The organism is Nostoc sp. PA-18-2419 (assembly GCF_005869855.1).
GTDB lineage: Bacteria > Cyanobacteriota > Cyanobacteriia > Cyanobacteriales > Nostocaceae > Nostoc.
In genome coordinates this window covers 136,211-157,859 of record NZ_SZNH01000013.1, presented here as the reverse complement: position 1 = coordinate 157,859, position 21,649 = coordinate 136,211, and the positions used below count along the sequence as shown (strand labels likewise).

Below are 21,649 nucleotides of genomic sequence, written 5' to 3'. Positions count from 1 at the left end.
TTAATTACAACAAATGGATTCACTATATCAAGATTTGATCGAGGTTATTCCCAATCTAAAATCCCAAATTGTATAAGTTTAATCTTGAGTTTTTTGTTGACAACTTCCATTAAAGTTAAAATCTCGACATTCTTTGCTTTCCAGCAATTGCCTGACTGTAATACCAGGCTGACAACTCATCAAAGTTGCCCCTAAAGTAGCTAGGGCGATCGCAGTAGCAATTCCCAGTATAGTAGCTCGTTTTGAAGGTTTAATTATCCTGACTAAATTTTCTATTCCTGTATCACTATTAACAACCTCAATTGGCTTAAGTGCTGCCAAAGCAATAGTCGCATTGGCATAGCGACGTTTGTGATTGCGTTCCACCATTTTCATTAACCACGACTCAAAACGCGGACTGATTTGAGGCACTAATTTTTGAAAATTAAAGCGATATTTATCATTAATTAACTTTCCAATATCAACAGAACGAGTATTAGTAAGTAAGCAAATCAACGTTACTCCTAAACTATATAAGTCTGAGGCTTCAGTTAGCAGATGACCAAATTGTTCTTCTGGTGGCATGAAGCCTGGAGTTCCCGTTACAAAGCTGCTAAGAATTATTTTTGTATCCTGTATCTTAGCTAATCCGAAATCAACTAGGTAAGCATTTAATTGCTCATCAATTAAAATATTCTCTGGTTTGATATCCCGATGGATAATTGGTGGAACTTGCTTTTGCAGGTAAACCAAAATTTCTAATATTGATAGAGCAATTTGCTTAATTTTTTCCGGATGAAAGCTGCGTTTTGAACTTAAGGACGGGGCATTTTTATATTCCTGTACTAGATAAAAAATCCCAGGGATTTCAAACGAATCTAGATACCGAGGGATGCGCGAGTGATTCAGTTGTTGCAAGATTTCAATTTCGCGCTCATAGGCTTTCACACCCGACCAGTCAGCACTCACATTAGCGAAACAAAACTCTTTAATTACGACTTGTTGATTAGAGTTGAGAACTTTAGCTAAGTAAGTAACGCGTCCCCCTTGTGTGTTGCGTCCTAATTCCCTGATAACTTGATAACCTTGTTTGGAAAAATCTGGATGGTGACTTAAGGGAATTAACTGTTTATGTCCATTACACACATCAAGCTCCATTACATTTACCAAATGAGTTTGATTTTGTCAAGGTTAAATTTAAAATAAAAAGTGACTCACCCAGATTGTTAACCGGATTTCTAGGCTACTTGCCCTGCATAGACACAAACTGATTGTTGGTGATGAATAAATACTTTGCCCTATCTTGATAATGCCAGGTGTTTCTATTTTGGGAAAGCTAGTAAGGCAGTAGCTTGTCTATGGGCGAAGTGACTAAATTTGCCCTAACCAATCGACAACCTGGGCGTTAACAATATCTGGAACTTCATCGTGGGGACAATGACCGGCATTGGGAATGGGAACTATTTTGATGTCTTTGCCATTCTGACGCGCCTTTTCGTAAATCTTTGCCCCACTAATTGGTGTCCAGGGATCGTCAGCACCCCAAATTATCAATAGAGGACGTTCCACTTTGGGTAATAGTTCCTCTGGACCTGGGCCAGGTGGTGCTGTGAGAATAGAGGCGAAAACTTGTTGCGCTCCGGGATCGCAAGAAGGAGTATAAAGTAAATCGACTAATTCATCGGTGACAGCTTGGCGATCGCGGTAAACTTGGTAAAGCGTACGGCGAATTTGCGCTTTTTGGCGGATACGATTGTAAACATATTTGCCTGTAATTGGCGATCGCACAACCCGATTAAAAGCTGCCATTACAATTCGTAGCGGCGGATTTAATTCGTGGGGACGATGACTCAACCCACCCGCAGAGTTAATTAAAACACCGCCAGCAGCAATTTGTGGATGTTCTACCAGTGCTATCAAACTCAATAGTGCGCCAATGGAGTTACCAATAAATACAGCAGGTTCGTGGATGTGTGCTTTGCAAAAATCTTTGAGTAGTTCTACCCAAATTTCCACATTGTAATCAATCGGCGCTTTATCGGAACCACCAAAACCCAAAAGGTCTAAAGCAAAAACTTGGTAGCCAGCATTTGCTAAAACTGGGATATTTTTCCGCCAGTGTCCAATGGAAGCACCAAAGCCATGAACTAATACCAAAGGGCGTCCTGTACCCATGACGGTATACTGAATTTTATAGCCCTGCCAAGTCCAAAAGAATTTTTCTAATGTAGTAGTTGTTACTTGCTGTGCATTTTCAGTCATTAGAAATATTTATAAACTACTCTTAAATATAGTAATGTTCTCTGGCATCACATCTTGCACCTTGCCAACAGAATTTATGGCAGAGAGATGATATTTGATTTTTGCTCTTGCTAGGTATAACTTAAACCTTCATGTTACTTATTGCTTGCTAAATCAAATCCATTCTTTCAAATCAAAGCGGATTCCTAGATAAAAAATTTGAGATGTTAGTTTTATCTGTTCCCAGGGATTAATAAGCCAAAGGATATCAAATACTCTTTGGCTTATAGACGAATGGTAGTGTGAGATGAAATACATCAATCAAAGTAAGTTTACTCTTTTGAGCAAATTTGTAATTGCTGCAAGTTCTGTAGCAATATTTTCACCGATAGCTTCTGCCTACGTAACTTTAGGATTTTCTCCCATCATCTCTCAAACATATGATAATTCCAGAGAACAGCAAATTTTAGTTGATAATCAAGTACAAATAAAAACTCATACTACTATTCAACAGCAAAATATAACTAGAAAAAACCGTACTCAAGTAAATACTAGTAGTGTTTCATTAAAAGCGCAAAAAATAGGTTTAAGTCTGGCAATTTGGGAACCATCTGGTAATTTGTCACAAGTAATTGCCCGTGTTTCTATTAAGAGTAAACGTGAGAATGACTATTTAAAAGAGCGGTTTGTGGGTGATTACAAGTATAAAATTAAGCAAAAAGCAAAATTTGTTAAAGGGTTAAAAGCTAGCGATCGCATTGTTGTACGATTATACGATTTGCAAAACCGCTTTCTTGGCTATAGTGAATTTGAATGTTTATCAAAAAATACCGCAGTTAACCTGATTCTGTCAGGTAAGCCTCTGGAATATCGAGTCCTCCGCACTGTTTATGGTATTGATGCTAACCAAGATGGTGCGATTGATGCACGTACTACTACTTACGACTACTTTACCCAAGTCAGCAAGCAAGGGGTTATTTTTTTAAGTGGTTCCCAAACCTTCCAAGCTAATCAATTTCAAGTAGAAGGTTTGTCAAAAGTTCCAGCAACTAGTGTTTATCCTGCATCTTTCACCCAAGGTGAATTCGCCTTGGTGCGCCAGTCGTTCATTACCGTCTTTAGTTCCGACTTACCAAAGGTTTTGCAAGTTACTCCTGGTAGTTTGGTACAGGTAACTCAAATCAGCGATAACTCTAGCTACGATATCAGCCAACGCGATTAGTTGCGTCTCTAGCTTGTTCGAGTGTCAAATTAACTTTCTGACCATCATAAATTTCCAAGATGTGACCATCTGAGTCTCAAAGATAAGCCCAGTAACCCCTCAGTCATTGTATAGACTCGAAGTGAGTTGTCGGAAGTACCTGCAAGAAAGCTGACACCATTGATAATGAAGATAGGCGTCATCTTCATAAAATTTTATGTTCTTAACTTGGTTCGACAGCAATAGTTGGCTCTTGGAAATCGGTGGTAAACGGATATTAATCGACCCTTGGCTAGTTGATTCCTTAATTTTCAGTAATTTGGATTGGTTTTTTAAAGGGTCGCGATCGCAAAATCGCCCAATACCTGAGAATATCGATTTAATTGTGCTATCTCAGGGTTTAGAAGACCATGCTCATCCACCAACGCTCAAGCAGATCGACCATAATATCAAGGTTGTAGCTTCTCCCAACGCAGCCAAGGTAGTAGAGCAATTAGGTTATACCCAAGTAACCACTCTTGCTCATGGTGAAAGTTTCACCTTAAATAATCAAATTGAAATCAAAGCCCTTCCTGGTTCACCCATCGGCCCGACTTTGGTGGAAAATAGTTATCTAATTAAAGAATTACCAACTGGCTTAAGTTTATACTACGAGCCTCACGGTTATCATTCTCCAGAAGTTAAGCAAGCTGCACCAATTGATGTAGTAATTACACCATTTGTTGATATGACATTACTTTTGCTTGGGCCGATTATTAAAGGAAAAAATAGTGCTTTAGAAATTGTAAAGTCATTAAAACCTCAAGTAATATTACCCACAGCTGCTGGTGGTGATGTAATATTTGAGGGATTACTGATGAAATTGATTCAGACGAAAGGAACTGCTGCGGAATTTAGTTCGCTGTTAGAGAAAAACAATCTTTCGACGCAGGTAATTCAACCGACACCAGGCGATCGCTTTGAATTACCATTAGAAAAGCGAGCATTAGTAATTTAACTCTCATACCCATTTGGGATTTTAAATTTTGGATTTTGGCTAGACTCAGTTGAAGGATTTTAGATTCAAGGTGTTTATACAATTTCCTATCCCAATTTGCTATTAAATGTAACAAAAAATGCCCTGTTGTCACCAATTACTTAGAGGATATTTGAAAAGTTCTCTTGTTGGTATCAAAAGTTTTAGAACCCTCTAAATCTCTCTTAAAAAGGGACATTTTAATTCCGGTTTCCCCTTTTTAAAGAGGGTTAAGGGGAATCTAAAAGTTTCTCAAGTGATAGCGAAACACTTTTAAAACAACCTCTTACAGGGGTTGATGTCTTTTTATTTCACTTGTTACCTGTGTTTCTCCCTTTGCTACAAAACACCTGTCTTTGCAAGAGTTAATCTGAATTTAAGGCAGAATTTTCATTGATATCAGATTGCACATAAACTTCTTTGATGGGAAAAGGAATTATAATCCCTACTTCCTGATAGCGTTTATGCAATTTTTTTATAAATACATGTTTGCCAATTCGCTGATCAAAAAATTCACTGACTCGCATATAAAGTGTGAAATCTATACTAAAATTTCCAAACGTGTGAAATCTAATATATGGTTCATTGGTAATTAACTTTGGTGCAATTTCTTGCATCACTTCTTTAGCAACTTCCACAGTTACTCTTTCAACTTCATCCAAGTCACTATCATAACTAACACCGACATTCATTGTTAAAGTTATTTCTTTGGCGGGTAAATGATAGTTGGTAAAAATTGCTGATGCTAATTTAGAATTTGGGACAATGACAACGTTATTGGAAATTTCTTTAATTGTCGTATTGCGCCATGTGATGTCTGTAACGTAACCTTCATGTCCAGCATCTAATTTTACATAGTCTCCAGTTCTGACTTGCTTAGAAATAATTAAGTAAAAACCAGAAAATAAATTCGCTAGAGTGTCTTGAAGCGCCAAACCAACTGCTAAACCACCAATGCCTAAAGTTGTAACTATTGGCGTAATTTGCACGCCGACAGTTTGCAATAAAATTAATGTTCCTAAAACTAAAACAACAGCTTTAGCAAGATTAGAAACTAGTGAAGTGGGAACTCCTTCTGTTCTGCGAACCAATAAGTTAACAAAACCAGCAGCTAGTCTTGCCAAGACTAAAGTCACTGAATACAGAAATGCGATGGTGAGAATTTTGTGTAGTACATTAACAACATCTGGTCTCAGCGGAGAACTAAGGACTGCCCAAAAAAAACCGCCAATGACAAACCAAATAAAGGTCATGCGGTGCAGGGCACGAAATATAATACCACCCCCAGCAATGCGTTTCTTATGAACAAATCTTTCGATTTTTTTAACGATAACTTTTTCACCAATAATTCCAGCTAGAAAACCAGCTAAAATAAAGGCGATCGGCAGAATCCATTGCATCATAATAAGTTTCATTTTTTCATTCTTAATGAAATTAATTTACAGTTTTTCTCAGTATAATTAAATTTATATGTATTTTTTAAACATAGTTGTATTCATATATTGCTAACCTTTTACTAATTTAATATTGTTAGTGATTGACGAAAATAAAAAATCTCAAATCTGTTTACTTTATTAGTTGCAAAATTAGCGATTAAAAGTTTTATAATTACATGATATTTTTAACTTATACCGATTGCATCATTTTCTGGAAATTGAGAATGTAGTTTTTAGTAAATGAATTTTTTGGGTACTCAGGGTTGATTATGAAAATTGTCTCATAAAATCTGAAAATTCAATAAACTGGGATAACAAATTATTCGGTGTTGGCAAATAATTTGTTGACCGTTGAATTTTTCTGCCCACCATTAGTCGATGGGACAAAATAATTGGGATTTTCTCTATTGCTGTGACGTTGTTGCCAGAAAATTTTCATAACTGCTAAGTAAGTACCGTTTAGCTGCATTTAAACTACTTTTAAATGAATATTATTACATAAATATAGTGTAATAATTAGTGTAAAAAATTCTAAGTGTATTTAGTAGCCGACTATGGTTCAAAATTAATAATATGGACTTACCAATTATTTACCACTCAGATTACGTTGCGCCATTGCCTGAAGGGCATCGCTTCCCGATGTTCAAATTCCGGCAACTCTACGAATTGTTATTAGGTGATGGTGTCGCAAATCAAGAACAATTTTATACGCCTGAACATCCCCTCACAGAGTTAATAGAGTTAGTCCACACCTCAAACTACGTTCAAGCTTATTGTCAAGGCACTCTAGAACCCAAAGTACAGCGTCGCATTGGTTTGCCTTGGAGTCCAGCACTAGCAAATCGTACTTGTGTAGCGGTTGGTGGTACAATCCTCACAGCTAAATTGGCACTGAGGCAGGGTTTAGCTTGTAATACCGCTGGTGGAACTCATCATGCCTTTCCCAGTTATGGATCTGGTTTTTGTATTTTCAATGATTTAGCGATCGCTTGTCGCGTTTTACAAAAATTCGGACTTGTACAAAAAATTCTGATTGTAGATTTAGATGTGCATCAAGGAGACGGTACCGCTTTTATCTTTCAAGACGATGAGAGTGTTTTTACTTTCTCTATGCACTGCGAAGTCAATTTCCCAGGCACTAAACAAAACAGCGATTTGGATGTTCCTTTAGCCATAGGAATGGAAGATGACGCTTATTTGCAAACTTTAGCAAATTACTTACCAGATTTATTATCTCAAGTCAAGCCAGATATAGTATTTTATGATGCAGGTGTAGATCCTCATGTAGGCGATCGCTTAGGAAAATTAGCTTTAACAGATACTGGCATTTTCCGCCGAGAAATGCAAGTTTTAGGTACTTGTATGAGTGGTGGCTATCCTGTCGCTTGCGTCATTGGTGGAGGCTATGCTGATGATATGAAATCCCTCGTTTGGCGACACTCCTTACTGCATCGTGCTGCAAGTCAAGTTTATCAACAGTACAGACTTTAATGCAGCCTCTTGATAAAAATTTTGTGTGCAAAGGCAGCAGTGGATGAACAAAGTAAAACTCAGAATCTACGAATTATCAAAAGAATTAAATTTAGATAGTAAAAAGCTATTAGCAATTTGTGAAAAACTCGAAATTGTAGTTAAAAATCATACAAGTTCCATATCTGAATCTGAAGCAGAACGCATTCGTTTAGCGGTAAATAAACTAATAGCAAAATCCTCAAAAACTAAAATATCCTCCGAAGATTGGGGTTATACATTCGTAGGTTCAACAATTGATAGATTAATTCGCAATCTTGAAGGAGAAAGTGCCCTACAAGCATATCCAGAATTTCGGCAACGACGCGAACACGCCAATGAGTTAATGTTTGAATGCATCGGTAAAAAGCCTTGTCTGTTTTATGTACGTCGTAAAGGTACAGGCAAAGAGGCAGGAGAAGAAATTTGGGATTTAACAATAGCAACAGACTCGGATCAATTTAAATTACCTGCAAGACTCGAAAACCTAAAAAAAACATTAGGATTTACAGTAGCTGTACAAAAAGATGGACGCGATGGTTTAAAGATACTTTCGGCTCAGTTATTACAACTATCACGAGGGAATGCTGATAGTTATTCTGTAGCTTGCTGCTTGCGTTTGTTACCTAATCATCAGCATCACCTTAACATTCTATCGGCAACATTGACACGTATTAAAGCCACCCCAGTTTGCGGCGATAATGTACCTACAGAAGAACAATTGAAAGCTTGGAAAGCATTTTTACAAATTGAGGAAAAAATTGCTAAAGCACGTCAATTTTGCGTGCGTTATGTAAGTCATAAGTATAACTTCAAAAGGCTGATTAATTTTGAAATTGATGTAACCTCAGCGACCCTTGACGGCTTTTATCAAAATTCCCTGGACTTAGAGAATTTTTGGCAACGAGCAAAACAAGCAAAAAACGAAGATTTAAAACTTTTTGAAACTGCTCCCATCGGTAAAAATTGGCTTAGCGGTCGCCAATTAGGGACTCTTGAAGAAGTTGATCCCAACCGTTGCCTTATCAGCGTCAGATTAGAACGTGACTTAGCTGAATATATGGTAACAGAGCGTTATAAGTTACCAGCTACCGGGTTTTTGTGTTTTGAAGCAGTAGGTGATATTCAGCAAATTCAGCGTAAGAAAAAAGCTTTAGACGATTTGAATAATGGTTACACTCAAAATCAATATTTGGGTAACTTTTTATTCGATGCTTCCCAGGCTAAAAAAATCAAAACAGCTATCGAACTGCAACCACAAGATTTGTTATTATCTGCTGCTAATCCAGGTCAAAAAGCCGCAGTTGAAAAGGTACTTGCTGCCAAGGATCTTGTTTTGATTCAAGGGCCACCAGGTACAGGAAAAACTACCGTAATTGCCGAAATTTGCTATCAAATTGCCCTGCGTGGTGGACGCACTTTAATCGCTTCTCAAGCCAATTTAGCAGTAGATAACGCCTTGAGTCGATTGGTTCATAATCCTGTGATTCGGGCTGTACGCAAGGGAAAAGCAGAAAAAGTTGGGGAGGAAGGACAGCCATTTTTAGAAGACCAGGTAATTGAGAGATGGCTGAATAATACTGCAAGTTATTGTGAAAATAATCTCAATCAACGAACCAGAAATATTCAATTTTTTTATAAAATACTCTCATCATCACAAAGATTTATAACTTACCTAAAAGTAGAAGAAGAATTCCAACAACAACAAAGCAAATTCTCTAAAAATAAGTTAAAGCTAGAGATAAACTCTAAAAATCAAGAAAAGTCTTACAATAATTCATTACTACAGCAAAATGAGGTTATATCTTTAATTTCTGAATTAGATAACTTACTTAGTACTGCTCCTGATATCAACTGGGAATCTTCAGAAATTACAAATTTTTTATCACTTCTTAAGCCTTACACAGAAGGTAATAGTTTAGTAGAAGAATTTTTAGTAAATGTTCGTAAATCTATCAAATATAGTGATGAGCTTGGTTTTGTGTGTCCAGCGCTTGGTGCTTTTGGCTTAGCAGTTTGGTTGCGTGAAACTGTATCAACTGAAATTTTGGGATTTAAAGCTCCTTTGAACTCTGCTCAAAATGCTAGTGAAATCATGTCAGCAGTTGCAGCCTTAGCACAGACTATTAAACAGAATTTTGACTCGTTAAATCAGCTGCAACTAGATTCTCAAAAGTTTATTACTAAGCAACAAAACATACAGCAGACAATCCAGATATGGCAAAATCGTCAGAGAGAAATTGATTATATTATTTCAGCAGTCAAAGAATGGAAGTCTACAGCATATTCTCATCTTTATCAAACTTTGAAAGATTGCCAGCAATCAGGTTTACCATTAACAGATAATTTAGTAGACCTACCACTAGGTTTATTAATGTTTGCTAATACATTAAAATTATCAATATTACCAAAAAATTATAAAATTAGCTTACCAGATTGGGACTTATTGACAAAAGCGATCGCTTATGAAATAGACGGTAACTTTACTGATCGCCGAGGCAAACAGCATAATTTTAGTTATTTTTTACAACAAAATTTTAGTCAGATTCCAATGGTGTTGTCACAAAGCGATCGCACTCAATGGCAAGAAACTTATCAACAATTTAATAATTATCAATTACTTAACCCAAAACAGCGAAAGTTACTAGTTGAAAATACCCAGTTTTTCTTAATAAGAATCCAAAAAACTTATGGCATATCCTGGGAATGGGATAATATCGACTCGACTCTTACTCGAATTACACAAGAATTACTAGATACTATCCTGGCAAATGCACGTCAATGCGTTTTAAAAGTCAAAACTGAAGCAGAACAACAGCTTCATCATCTACGCCAACAATTAAATGAACTGCAAAAAAGTGAAATCATCCAACAGCAAGTCTCTACTACTCAATATCAGTTACAAAAAATGCAGCAAGATGCTAATTCTCAATTTGGACAAGTTATTAATATCTTGCAAGAACTTAACCGACAGCCAAATGCACCTACTCAATTACGCATTTTAGTTGAACAATATCTCACAACACAATCAAAGATTTGGGAACAACCCCAACAATTCGCAAAGCAAGTACATTCCTGGATAAATTGTATCAATCAGCTTGAAACTTTGATTTCATTAATAGAACCTTTTGCTGTGCTAGAGGTAATTAAAACTTCTCTAGATGAACATTTAGCAAAATTAAAACAAGAAACTGAAACTTCTCTACAGCAATTTCAAAAATTACAAATTAATCTTAATAAATTGGAACAACAATTACAACCACAGCCATCAGAAAGTTTAATAAAAGAAAGAAACTGGTGGTTCACAGAATGGGAAACAATACCTGAGAAATTTAAGCCAGTAAATTTTACTGGTGATTTATTGAATATAGAGTTTTTGCAGAGTTTAAATATTCAATTTGAATCTTGGCAGCAGCAACTACAGAGAGAAGAAGCCTATCTGAAAAAATATCAGAATTTTGTGCAAGATTGGATAGAAAAAATCAGACAGCCAACGGAAAGCGATAGCGACGATTTAAGACGTATATATTTAGATAATGCCAACGTCGTTGGTATCACCTGCGTTCAAGCTGCAAACAGAGGTTTTTCTGAAGAATTTAAATCTTTTGATATCGTTATCATTGACGAAGTTAGTAAGTGTACTCCACCAGAGTTACTAATCCCAGCTTTAAAAGCTAAAAAGTTAGTCCTGGTAGGTGACCATCGACAATTACCACCCATGCTTGATACTAACACTTTAGAAGAAGTTGCTCAAACAATTGGAAATACGCGAGATGAACTTCAATTTTTAGAAGAATCACTATTTAAAAGTCAGTTTGAATCTGCTGATGAAAGCATTAAGGAAATGCTGACTATACAGTATCGAATGCACCCTTATATTATGGGCGCAATCAATCAGTTTTATGAAGGCAAACTAGAATCTGGTATTTTAGAACCTGATAAAAAACGCGCACATAATTTAACAGGCGAAATTATCCAAGAATCTCACCATATTTTATGGGTAAAAACACCTATGGAGAAGAAATTTTTAGAAGAACGTAGTGGAACTTCTTATTTTAATACTTCAGAAATTGATGTGATTGAGCGTTTATGTCAGCAGTTTGAGAAGACTTGGGCTTCTCAAGTTGCCAATGGTGAACTAAAAAAAGAAATTGCTGTAATTACATTTTATGGCGCTCAATTAAGAAAAATTGACGAACGCTTGCAATCTGAACTTTTCCCTTCGCTAGAAATTCGTACTGGTACGGTAGACAGATTTCAAGGAATGGAAAGACCCATTGTAATTGTAAGTATGGTTCGCAACAATAATAAAGGAGATGTGGGATTTGCTAAGAAATCAGAACGGGTAAATGTTGCGTTTTCTCGCGCTCAAGAACTCCTGATAATTGTCGGTTGTCATGATTTATTTACCCATCAACCGGGTAAAGTTGGAAGTATGTATTCTGAAGTTTCAAATATTGTTAATCTTCATAGAGGATTTGTTGATGTTTCTCGTATCTTTTGTTAAACCTATTGATGACCGAATAAAATAAAGATACAAGCCCTATTATTTATTTATAGAGAAGAAAAAAGTGAAACAATATTAATTCAATCTCCCGCAACTTCTGTGGTGTGATGAATTTTGAATGCAAAAATTTTGAGATAAGTCATAGCGTTGGTTTTTACTGCTCTGAACTTCGGTAATTTTGAATTTGGAGCGTACTTTTTTGGAGAAATAACGTGACAATCTCAAAAATTTTGTAGAGAAAGTTGAAGATATTGTTATTTGTCAGTATTAGGTAATATTAGAGAGTCTTTCAGTAGTGCTGGATGGTTTGGCTGAAGTTCCTATTTGTACCTTATAGCAAAGCGGGAAATTGAAATAAGAACTGGAGATAAAGTATCTTCGGCTTTGTACATTATTTTAAAAAACTACAGCTAAGGAAGCCTTGGCTATAATTTTCTGCTTTTTCTTATACTATATATCTCAAAACAAATATTTGTTAAATTTTCATAAATAAACAATAGTAATTTAAACCTTATTGTGCTGAGAGTTTAGTCATTTTTAACTTAGTACTTATGCAAGAGTAGTATTTTGGTCAAGCAATATAGAGACGCTTGATTGAGGAATAAATTTATTGAGTAGCTTGTACATTTTAAAATCTGCAATTGAACATCAAAAATAGTTTTTTTATTTTTTATAAAAAAAAATTGATTAATATAATTTAACCAAAAATTACCTCAAATCTTAAACTTACTTCATTGTTAATCTGCATAAAAACCTACATACTATTTGAAACTACAAGTATAAGACAGCTTGTTTTAACAGATAGATTTCCTGTATGCACTAGTCTGTTTGTGTGTTATGGGTCTCTGTTTTAACTGCTTGTTTAGCCATCTTGCAAAAATCTGTATTGGTGTATTTGCAAAATTTATAGCAAGCAGATAACCAAAAAATTTGACACACTCAGGAGGAATTAAATGCAAGTATTTGTTAGACAGTCATTAGCTATTGTCTCGACTGGATTGCTACTTAGCTTACAAAGTTATGCAGCGAGCGCTCAAAATCGGTCTTCAACTGTCTCATCTGATCGCGCTAATCAATCATATAGAACAGGGCAATTCAATACTTTACCTGAAAGCCAGCTAAAATCGCGGATGCCAAGAGATTCAGTTAAAGCTTCAGCCAACGCTGCTTTGAGCGCGAGTATTATCAGTGGTACGCCGGGTGCAGTCAGGTCTTCAAATGGTAACTCCAACAAAAATGAGCAATTAGATTTACCAATAGATTCCCCATTATCTTTTGGAACTTCTAAAGTACCTTACTCTACTTCCCGTGTTTTAGGCGGCAATACTAATCCTGCCCAGGCCGATACATACCGTCGAGCCGGAAAGTTGTATATGGCTTTTGGGGGAACCACTTACAACTTTATTTGTTCAGCCTCAATGATTGGTAAAAGTCTTCTGATTACGGCTGCACACTGTGTCCATGATTATGGAAAAGGAGACAATGGCTGGGCGACAAAGGTGAAGTTTGTTCCTGCAAAAAACAACTCTAGTGAACCCTATCTATCATTTGAAAGCACGCTGTTCTTGATTCCTAACGTCTACTTTAACGGAACTGATACCTGCACACAAACCGGCGTTGTTTGCAACAACGATATTGCGCTTGTGGCGCTAAACAATAATAGTTCAGGCCAACAGGCAGGCGATGTTGCCGGCTACTTTGGTTATGCCTGGAATGGCTATAGTTACGCTATTCCAAGCTCATCCTATCAAGGCGTCTTCGGCAATAAGCTATTTGCATCTATTACTCAGCTGGGATATCCCGGCTCTTTTGACTCAGGTTTGAGGATGCAAATCAACACTGCATATGGCGCATACTACGCTACCGGCAATCTCAAGAATACTTGGTTAGGCTCAGCTATGACTGGCGGATCTAGCGGCGGTCCCTGGCTTATCAACTTTGGCCAGGATGCCTCAGGAGGAAGCTATGGCTCTGATAATCTTCGTAATCTTGTTATCGGAGTCACAAGCTATGGTAGTAGTGACCAGCGAATGGGTTCGTCTTGGTTCGGACAAAACAAAGAATTTCCCGACGCTGCTTATGGGAATCGTGGGGCAGGCAACATTGGCAAACTTGTCTATGACGCTTGCGATAACTCTGCACTCACCGCTTGGAAGCTTCAAAGTAAGGGGCGTTGCAGATAAGTAATTAGGCTATCGTTGTTAACAAGAATAGAAAGCTAACTCAAGTTGTAGCAGATAAAGCTATTTCCGCCTTGATGTCTGAGTGGTGAATAAATAATTTTTTTATTATTAAGGCACAAAGGCATCAAGGTAAATCGATTTCTAAAAAGCTATCAATTACTGAGTGGAAAACTCAACAGACGCAAGCCAACAAGCACTCAATTATGCAAACACTGCAATAGTTAATTTATTTTTTATAATAATGTTCATAATACTTCCGATCCATCTAAAGTAAGTGGTTAAAAATTATGCAAACAAAGATGGTGTCGCTTAAAGTTATCTTGATTCAGGTGGGTTTTATTTCAAGTATTATGGGGGTTGCCCTAACCTTCAGTCTTGCTTTATTAGCTTGTACAAAGTCTTCTTCAACTCAATTACCTACTACTATGTCCTCCGAACGCCCTCCACAATCTCGTATTGCTCTGGAAAATTCTTCTTGGCGGCTTGAGCGTTGGGAGCGTAAAGGCTCTACTGTTGCACTTGTACCGCAAACAGAGTTGTCTGTGGATTTTAAGGGCAATCAGGTGAATGGATCTGGGGGGTGTAATCGTTTCAGTGGCTACTTTAAGCTAGTTGATGATCGACTTTCCTTGGGAACATTGGATGCAACTCAAAAGGGTTGCGATCCAGTTGTGATGAATCAGGAAGTTCAATTCTTATCCGCCCTCCAATTAGTATCTCGCATTGGCTCAGATGCTTCTGGTCGTCTGGTATTGTTTTATGCAGTGAATGCAGATGAGGGAGTACTGTACTTTGTCCCTACAGAATAGACTCGCGACACTTTAATTGGCATTTGTCACAAGTATTGGGATCGCTATGCCCACCGTAGGCATCGCATTCATCACCTTTACTTAGCAACCCTTGAGGCGTTTCACTATGAAAACGTTTCCAGTAGTGAAACACGTCAAAGGAATCGATTTGGATTTGTTGCTACGCTGTATTAATATGGTGAATCATGCAATACCTCTTGGTTAATGGGAAAAGGTGAAAGGGAAAAGGGATGAAAACCAAGCTATTTCTCCTTTGCCCTTTACCCGTTGCCCTTTAACCGAAAAGTATTGGTGCATGTTGATGTCATTAAAACTTTTCAGCAAGCGGTTCAGAAATAGCGTTTCTAAAATCGTCCGTCCACATAGAGGTTTTGTTGATGTCTCTTACTTCTTCTACTAAACCAATTGATGATAACCTGAAAAATTTGGTCGAGGAAATTGAAGTACAAAGCCCTAATTTATCAGTTTTAGCAGCACGCCAATTTCGCTATACCTTGCTTCAAACTCTAGTAGAAGTAAACATTAAAGAACCCCGTCCATTTAACGTACTCGAAGAATTTATCATCCGTGCTGCGATTGAATTCCAACCTCCACCAACAGAAGACGAATTAGCCTCTGTACTTGGGCTTGATTCTGTGTTTATCCGCAGTACTACTGCAAATCTCCGCTCATTACAAACTCTCTCAGCAACATCGCCACTAACAGTTACTCCTGAAGGACGTTCATTTTATGAAAAAGGGTCTGTACCACAACCCGCATATCCAGTACAGCTTAACGCTATTACAGATCCTTTGAGCAACAAGCTAACCTTTCAGTTTGAATCGTTAAATGAAACAGTAATAAATTTACCTGATATCGCAGATTTTATAACTATTGATAACATAATTGATATTTCTCTGTTACCGTTGGAGGAAATCCAAAAAACTATTCAGGCTTCAGATTTAGCACTTCATGTACCACAACAAGGAAAAATCGTTACTTCCTTGAAGGTGCTAGCTTCAACTCAAAAAATTTGGCAAAAGATATCACTTTTCGTTATTTTTGATGCAATTGAAGATAAGTTGAGTCTTCAAATCAGAAGTGGTAAGCAAATTTTAGAGTCAGCTTCAAGTTTATTAGAAGTTTTACATACTGAAAATAAAATTAACTTCCAAGGATTATGTAATTTGTCAGCCGAAGCTATCAATTTTGAATGTGAAGCGATTCTGAAGCAAAAAACATCGAAAAATTTACCAAGTGATTGAAATTAATTTTTTATAAGCCGCTGGCATAATAGGGTCTAGATATTTAACCATACAAGTACTCCAAGATCTAATAAGTGCTAAGGGCAAACCGAATGCTTTTAGCTACTCCGTCAATCATTTGAAATCTAAACCAGAAATAGCGTAAAGTTAGTGACGCGATCGCATTAACCATCCTCAGCAATTCCTGTATAGACGCCGATTATCGCGTCTGTTGCCTTAATTAAATTCAAACGAGCGCGGCAGGACTCGAACCTGCGACCGATTGCTTAGAAGGCAATTGCTCTATCCACTGAGCTACGCGCCCAAAACAAAATAGTGGCTCCCAAAAGGAGTCATCTAAATTATTATATCGTTTTGTGCGACCAAGAAGCAATCGAAAATTGCAGATTTATCACTAGCAAGGCTAAGATCCAAGTCGCTAGTTATCAATCTACCCTAAAAACGAAACAGATGGCGTATTGGTTAGATATATTGTGTTCTCAAGGGGTTGTTTACCCTCAGCCAAGTCCTTTTAGGCAGCTTAGTCTGATGAAGTATGTAATAATCGCTCGGTTTCTACCCATTTTTACAGCACACTAGGTAATTTCAGCCTTGGCGATGCTGCCAAATGCCATCATATATTCCATATTAAAAATGCCCCTGTGAGGAGTTATTTGCGAGTGCCATGTTTATTCTCAAACGGCAGGATGTTGAAATATCAAGCATTCAGCACCCAAAACGGGATCAGCAGGTGCCGATCCTAGATTATCAAGGGCAAACTTTTCGCTTGATTAGTGTCTTTAAAGCTAGTCAAGAAGAAGAAGCTAGAGCCTTATGGAGAGAATTAACGGATAACCGGGGTAAAGCCTGTGTCTTGCTCGAAGAACCGGAACGTTTTACTGTTTGGGGTAAAATCCGTTTAGAACAGTTGGGGAATGACACAGGTGGTAGTCATGGCAAGACGGGGATTTTGATCCAAGCAAGTATTTTACTGCTGCAAGGTGTTTATATCGACATTGAAGAGTTTTTGGGTGCTAGGCAAGCTGCATTATTTGAGAAAGATGTTGCGGAGGTATTCCAGCAAAAGCAATTTCCCTCAGCATCCCCTTCAGATACAGTTAAATCTTTGGTATCTACTAACCCTTTGCTTGCAGCCAAACTGCCTCCTTGGCAAGAAAATCACGTAGTTATCCTTTTGCAAGAATTGCATCGATTAGGAAAGGCGCATTTTGGCAATGCCAACTTTACTAAACAAGTAATTTATAAGTTAGAAGATATGCCACAAGCCGAGCGATCGCTGTTTATCACTTGGCTAAATCAATCAGCAGTGGCTAAACTATGGCAGTAGTCTGGATTTTTCAAAAATTTCTTACTTTTGGTACTTGCTTTTGGTGTTTAATTGTGTGTTATTTGCTAGATAAACTGCTAATCATACAATCTTTTAACTCAAAATACTGCCAGAGTGCATCTACATAGTCAAGCCTTATGAATAACTCTTACAACAATTCCTTGGTTTTTAAATCTATTTTCACCACTCAGAACATAGTTTTGGCTAATATTGGTTGGGGCGTACTGGCACTGTTATACTTTTTATTGTTTAGTGCCAAAATTCCCGCAGCAGATGGCATAGAAAGTCGAGCCGAGTGGTATGTGATTGGCACAAATATTTTTGAAGCCATAGCTTATTTGAGTGCCGGTATCTTATGCTTGAGGAACTGGCTGAGTCCACAAATCGTTAGTGGTCGGAATGTTTGGCTCTCAATTGGCTTAGGTATGCTTTCCTATTTCCTGGGAGGGATAATTTTTGGGTATACCGAAATCGTTTTAAAAGAAGAACCGGATGTGTCTTTAGGCGATATATTTTTTGTATTGACTTATCTATTCCTTGGCACAGGCATGATTTTAGCTGTGGCTTCCAGGCGAATCAATCTAGAGAAATGGCAGTGGCTAATTGTGTTAGCAATTGCTCTATTCGGTAGTTTGTTGGCATGGTGGATTTCTATGCAACAGGAAACGCCCTCAGAACTGTTAGTCGCTATTTTGAATTGGTTTTACGTAGTTAGCGATGTAGTTTTGTTAATTATTGCTACCACTCTGCTGTTAGCCTTTTGGGGAGGAAGAGTTTCCCAATCTTGGAGAATGATTGCCGCAGCGGCCTTTTCGCTCTACATTGCAGATATGTGGTTTAAATACGCCCAAGGTCCAAATTATCAAAGTGGGGAAATACTAGAAGTGTTTTGGGTATTTAGTGGAATGTTATTTGGTATGGGCGCTGCCCTTGAATATGACGCTTCACTGAGACGAACGCGGCGTACCAGCACACGAAAACGAGCTTAGCAAAGATTTTTGGTATCTACCGTGAGAAAATTAACAGATTCTGACAAACAAGAAATTCTCAAATTATATCGAGAAAGTGCCGAAACTACCTCAACTTTGGCAGACCGCTATGGTGTGAGTAACTCGACAATAAGTCGTTTACTCAAAAGCACTTTACCAGAAGATGAGTATGAATACTTAGTATCTTTAAAGCGGGCTGCAAGAACTCCTGAGGGTAGGGCACAGGTAAGCTATGAGCAGTTACCACTGCTGAGTCAACCACAGCCAGAAATCGAAATTCCACCTAGCGATAGCCAGCCCAAAGTGGTAGAGATTGAGCCACAGGTGCAGCGTGTAGTAGAGGAAGAGGAACAACCCTACTCCGAAGACACGGGCGAGTCAACTGCTGCTAGCAGATGGGTGCGGCGACGTTCCTCAGCCACGGAAAAACCGAAGCTACGAGTCACAGAGAAATCAGAAACTCCAGAACCAAAGCCGGTGGAAATAGCGAGTATCCCTAGTCCGATACTCAAGGATGAACGTCCAGAAGCGACTGTCATAGCACAGATGCTAGGAGAAGACTTGCTAGACGAATCAGAGGATTTGGACGACTTAGAAGATGACGATTTAGAAGATGACGATTTTGAAGAGGAAGATGACGATTTAGAAGATGACTTTGATGAGCCAAGACCTTTAGTCACAAGACGTAGACCAGGTGAAGCATCAGTTCAAGTTTTACCACTATCAGCAGCCCATTTGCCAAAAACTTGCTACTTAGTAATTGACCGTTCCTCGGAATTAATTACGCGACCTCTAAAGGACTTTGGAGACTTAGGACAAATTCCCAACCTGGAAACCCAGCAAAGAACTCTACCAGTGTTTGATAATCATCGTATAGCCAAGCGTTTCTCAACAAAACGCGATCGCGTGATTAAAGTCCCCGATAGTAAAATGCTCCATAAAGCCCGTACTCATCTCCAAGCCAAGGGAATCACACGACTGTTAATTGATGGTCAAGTCTACTCTTTATCCACTGTTTAATGGGTATGGGGAAACAGGGAGTGTCGAAGTTGTGCGAGGTGTGGGAGGATGGGGAAGAAATCTTGCCCCCCTCTGTCTCTACAATCCCCATCTTCCCACTCCCTTCAACTATAAACAGCCCTGCTAAAACGCTCTGCCAAGTAAACAATGTCCTGTTTGCGGGCAATTAGATTCATCCATTGTCGGGGAATATTTTCCACACCGTAGTAAATTCCTGCTAACCCACCGGTAACGGCGGCGGTTGTATCTGTATCTCCGCCTAAGTTAATAGCTTTCAGTACTGCTTCAGAGTAAGACGAGCTATTTAATAAACACCACAGGGATGACTCTAAAGTATCAATCACGTAGCCACCAGAATTAATCTCTTCTACTGGTAATTTGGCAATCTCGCCACTGAAAACTCTACCAAAATGGGGCTTTTCTAACAAAAATTCCCGCAGCGAATAAATTGTTTGGGTTTGGATATCTTGTAATCCTTGGAGATAAGCGGTTTGGGGGTCAGCACCTTCGAGCAAGGACACTGCAATACTAATATAAATGGCACAGGCCATTTGCGATCGCGCATGGGCATGAGTAATCGCGGAAACATCATGCACTCGTGCTAGCAATTCGCCTAAAGTTAAGTTTCTGTGACAATAAGCCATCGGCAAGATTCGCATCAATGAACCATTGCCATTACTATTTTCAACTTTGCCACCCGCCTGATGGGGTACAACTCCCTGTTTCAGGCGCATTAATGCTGTATGAGTAGTTTGACCAATATCAAATACATCACCACGGGGAGTCCAATAAGCTTCCTTGTACCACCGCCAAAAGGAATTAGCTATGGCCTCCAGTSAATACCCTCTACAAAGACTTTCTGCCAAGCAAAAGCTCAACGAACTGTCATCTGACCAAGTTCCTGGCGGTTGATTCCATGTGCCATAACCTAACATTGTTGTCACTGGAGATTTTATTCGTTCTGCGCGGCTAGTAAACTCCACTGGCACACCCAATGCATCACCGACACATAAACCCATCAAACCAGACAACGTTTTTGCAGCGGTTAGCATTATTCAATCTCCAAGAATTGCTAAAGATTAACTTTATAGATTTACTTGATAGCTTGTTGCCACAGATGCTACAGGCTACTTTTTTATCCTATGTAAAATGCATAGTTAGACTCAGTTAACTGTGTATTGTTGGATCAGATTTAGACTTATTTTTAGTTCCCCTAACTATGCCACTTTCATAAGCGTCTCTATTTTTAGCTAAAAAACTCTTGATTCAAAAAATGTAAGTCTAATTATAACACTTTTTAAAATTTCGAGTTCCTTGATCTGATTTTTTCTGCATTAATCACAACAACTAATAAAGAAAATTCCAGAATCAATCGGAACATTTTTACTGAGTTTTCGACTGAGAGTATAACAGTAAAAAATACAAAACTTGGTTAAAATTATGCAACGTTTGCTTAAATCTTTTCTGACAATTTCTGCATTATCTTCTTTAATAGTTGCTCCTATTTTTCTATCAAATGGTCAAGCTTATGCGGAAACCCAAAAGGGTACTGATGCTAGTTATGTCGGTGCTGGTATTGCAGCTGGCGTTACCAGCGGTGGACAAGGCATCAACGATGATGCCACATTTGGTGGTAATGTCACAGGTCGCTTGAAATTAGGAAATACACCGTTTTCTGCACGCGGTAATGTTCTTTGGAGTGATAAAACTAGTGCTATTATCCCAGAACTTTCTTTCGATGTACCCATCGCTAATAGAACTAATGCTTATTTAACTGGTGGTTATTCTTTTGTAGAAAAAGATGGTTCACCAACTCCTATAGGCAACAAAGATGCAGTAGTAGTAGGTGCTGGTGTTGAATCAGAAATTGCTAACAATTTTCTTCTCTATACTAATACCAAAGTAGGAATTAGTGCTTATCAAAATAGCAATACTCCTGCTGTTAGTATCAATGCTGGTATTGGCTACAGTTTTAAATAAAAGATGAGCAAAAAAATTATGAGTTTCCCAAGTTGAGATTTGAGAAAATCTTAGCTACGAATTATGGCTGAGTGCAGAATCAAAAAACTTTCTTAGAGTCAAATATTGAGAGTGCAAGGTAGGGTGACACAGCAGTGCAACCCTACTTTTTGTGCGTACTTCAGGCAATTTAAAAGCACTATAGTTGTAGATAAAAATTCCTTATTTAG

Annotated in this window: 16 protein-coding genes and 1 tRNA gene; 11 read left to right on the top strand and 6 right to left on the bottom strand. The window is 38.0% G+C overall.

All coding sequences use genetic code 11. The features are described from left to right. Nucleotides 1-78: 78 nt before the first annotated feature. Both FCR06_RS15885 and FCR06_RS15880 read right to left on the bottom strand, forming a co-directional pair. Nucleotides 79-1,137 carry a serine/threonine protein kinase gene (locus FCR06_RS15885; RefSeq protein WP_138501290.1) on the bottom strand — a complete coding sequence of 353 codons (1,059 nt, stop codon included), beginning with the start codon at nucleotides 1,135-1,137 and terminating at the stop codon, nucleotides 79-81. 213 nt (nucleotides 1,138-1,350) lie between these two features. After that, a complete protein-coding gene (locus FCR06_RS15880; protein WP_138501288.1) occupies nucleotides 1,351-2,241 on the bottom strand; it encodes an alpha/beta fold hydrolase in 891 nt (296 codons plus the stop codon). A 286-nt stretch (nucleotides 2,242-2,527) separates the two neighbouring features. Here FCR06_RS15880 and FCR06_RS15875 point away from each other — a divergent pair, with 286 nt between their 5' ends. Together FCR06_RS15875 and FCR06_RS15870 are read left to right on the top strand one after the other, a co-directional pair. Then, nucleotides 2,528-3,442 (top strand): hypothetical protein, encoded by a 915-nt coding sequence (locus FCR06_RS15875; protein ID WP_189523446.1) that lies wholly within the window; start codon nucleotides 2,528-2,530, stop codon nucleotides 3,440-3,442. 196 nt (nucleotides 3,443-3,638) lie between these two features. Further along, nucleotides 3,639-4,418, top strand: coding sequence for an MBL fold metallo-hydrolase (locus tag FCR06_RS15870; protein WP_138501286.1), 780 nt, complete (start codon nucleotides 3,639-3,641; stop codon nucleotides 4,416-4,418). 383 nt (nucleotides 4,419-4,801) lie between these two features. Here FCR06_RS15870 and FCR06_RS15865 read toward each other — a convergent pair whose 3' ends face one another. Further along, nucleotides 4,802-5,839: a mechanosensitive ion channel family protein gene (locus FCR06_RS15865; RefSeq protein ID WP_138501319.1), complete on the bottom strand. Its 1,038-nt coding sequence runs from the start codon at nucleotides 5,837-5,839 to the stop codon at nucleotides 4,802-4,804. 352 nt (nucleotides 5,840-6,191) lie between these two features. Continuing rightward, complete coding sequence (locus tag FCR06_RS32690; RefSeq protein ID WP_189523445.1) at nucleotides 6,192-6,341, bottom strand: hypothetical protein; 150 nt, start codon at nucleotides 6,339-6,341, stop codon at nucleotides 6,192-6,194. A 104-nt stretch (nucleotides 6,342-6,445) separates the two neighbouring features. On the opposite strand from FCR06_RS32690, the gene FCR06_RS15860 reads away from it, so the two are divergent. From FCR06_RS15860 to FCR06_RS15840, 5 genes are all read left to right on the top strand, one after another. Beyond that, nucleotides 6,446-7,363 (top strand): histone deacetylase, encoded by a 918-nt coding sequence (locus FCR06_RS15860; RefSeq protein ID WP_138501285.1) that lies wholly within the window; start codon nucleotides 6,446-6,448, stop codon nucleotides 7,361-7,363. A gap of 43 nt (nucleotides 7,364-7,406) precedes the next feature. Then, on the top strand, nucleotides 7,407-11,888 hold the full coding sequence (locus FCR06_RS15855) for a translation initiation factor IF-2 N-terminal domain-containing protein (protein ID WP_138501283.1): 4,482 nt from the start codon (nucleotides 7,407-7,409) through the stop codon (nucleotides 11,886-11,888). A 953-nt stretch (nucleotides 11,889-12,841) separates the two neighbouring features. Continuing rightward, the gene (locus tag FCR06_RS15850; protein ID WP_138501281.1) at nucleotides 12,842-14,071 is read left to right on the top strand and encodes a trypsin-like serine peptidase; all 1,230 of its coding nucleotides are present in this window, start codon (nucleotides 12,842-12,844) and stop codon (nucleotides 14,069-14,071) included. Nucleotides 14,072-14,358: 287 nt separating this feature from the next. After that, on the top strand, nucleotides 14,359-14,880 hold the full coding sequence (locus FCR06_RS15845) for an META domain-containing protein (protein ID WP_138501279.1): 522 nt from the start codon (nucleotides 14,359-14,361) through the stop codon (nucleotides 14,878-14,880). 377 nt (nucleotides 14,881-15,257) lie between these two features. Further along, entirely contained in the window at nucleotides 15,258-16,124 is an 867-nt protein-coding gene (locus FCR06_RS15840; protein WP_189523444.1) for a hypothetical protein, read from the top strand. 231 nt (nucleotides 16,125-16,355) lie between these two features. Here the strand turns inward: FCR06_RS15840 and FCR06_RS15835 are convergent. Beyond that, nucleotides 16,356-16,428: transfer RNA gene (locus tag FCR06_RS15835), tRNA-Arg, on the bottom strand. A gap of 360 nt (nucleotides 16,429-16,788) precedes the next feature. Here FCR06_RS15835 and FCR06_RS15830 point away from each other — a divergent pair. The 3 genes from FCR06_RS15830 (at nucleotide 16,789) to FCR06_RS32685 (ending at nucleotide 19,460) form a co-directional block, all read left to right on the top strand. Continuing rightward, nucleotides 16,789-17,451 carry an Npun_F0813 family protein gene (locus FCR06_RS15830; RefSeq protein ID WP_138501277.1) on the top strand — a complete coding sequence of 221 codons (663 nt, stop codon included), beginning with the start codon at nucleotides 16,789-16,791 and terminating at the stop codon, nucleotides 17,449-17,451. Nucleotides 17,452-17,588: 137 nt separating this feature from the next. Further along, entirely contained in the window at nucleotides 17,589-18,440 is an 852-nt protein-coding gene (locus tag FCR06_RS15825; protein WP_138501275.1) for a hypothetical protein, read from the top strand. 21 nt (nucleotides 18,441-18,461) lie between these two features. Beyond that, the gene (locus FCR06_RS32685) at nucleotides 18,462-19,460 is read left to right on the top strand and encodes a transposase (RefSeq protein WP_189523443.1); all 999 of its coding nucleotides are present in this window, start codon (nucleotides 18,462-18,464) and stop codon (nucleotides 19,458-19,460) included. A gap of 104 nt (nucleotides 19,461-19,564) precedes the next feature. On the opposite strand, the gene FCR06_RS15810 is transcribed toward FCR06_RS32685, so the two are convergent. Beyond that, nucleotides 19,565-20,512: an ADP-ribosylglycohydrolase family protein gene (locus tag FCR06_RS15810; protein WP_138501270.1), complete on the bottom strand. Its 948-nt coding sequence runs from the start codon at nucleotides 20,510-20,512 to the stop codon at nucleotides 19,565-19,567. 388 nt (nucleotides 20,513-20,900) lie between these two features. Between FCR06_RS15810 and FCR06_RS15805 the strand changes: the two genes are divergently transcribed. Next, nucleotides 20,901-21,440, top strand: a complete 540-nt coding sequence (locus FCR06_RS15805) for a porin family protein (protein ID WP_138501268.1) — start codon at nucleotides 20,901-20,903, stop codon at nucleotides 21,438-21,440. The last annotated feature ends 209 nt before the right edge of the window (nucleotides 21,441-21,649 follow it).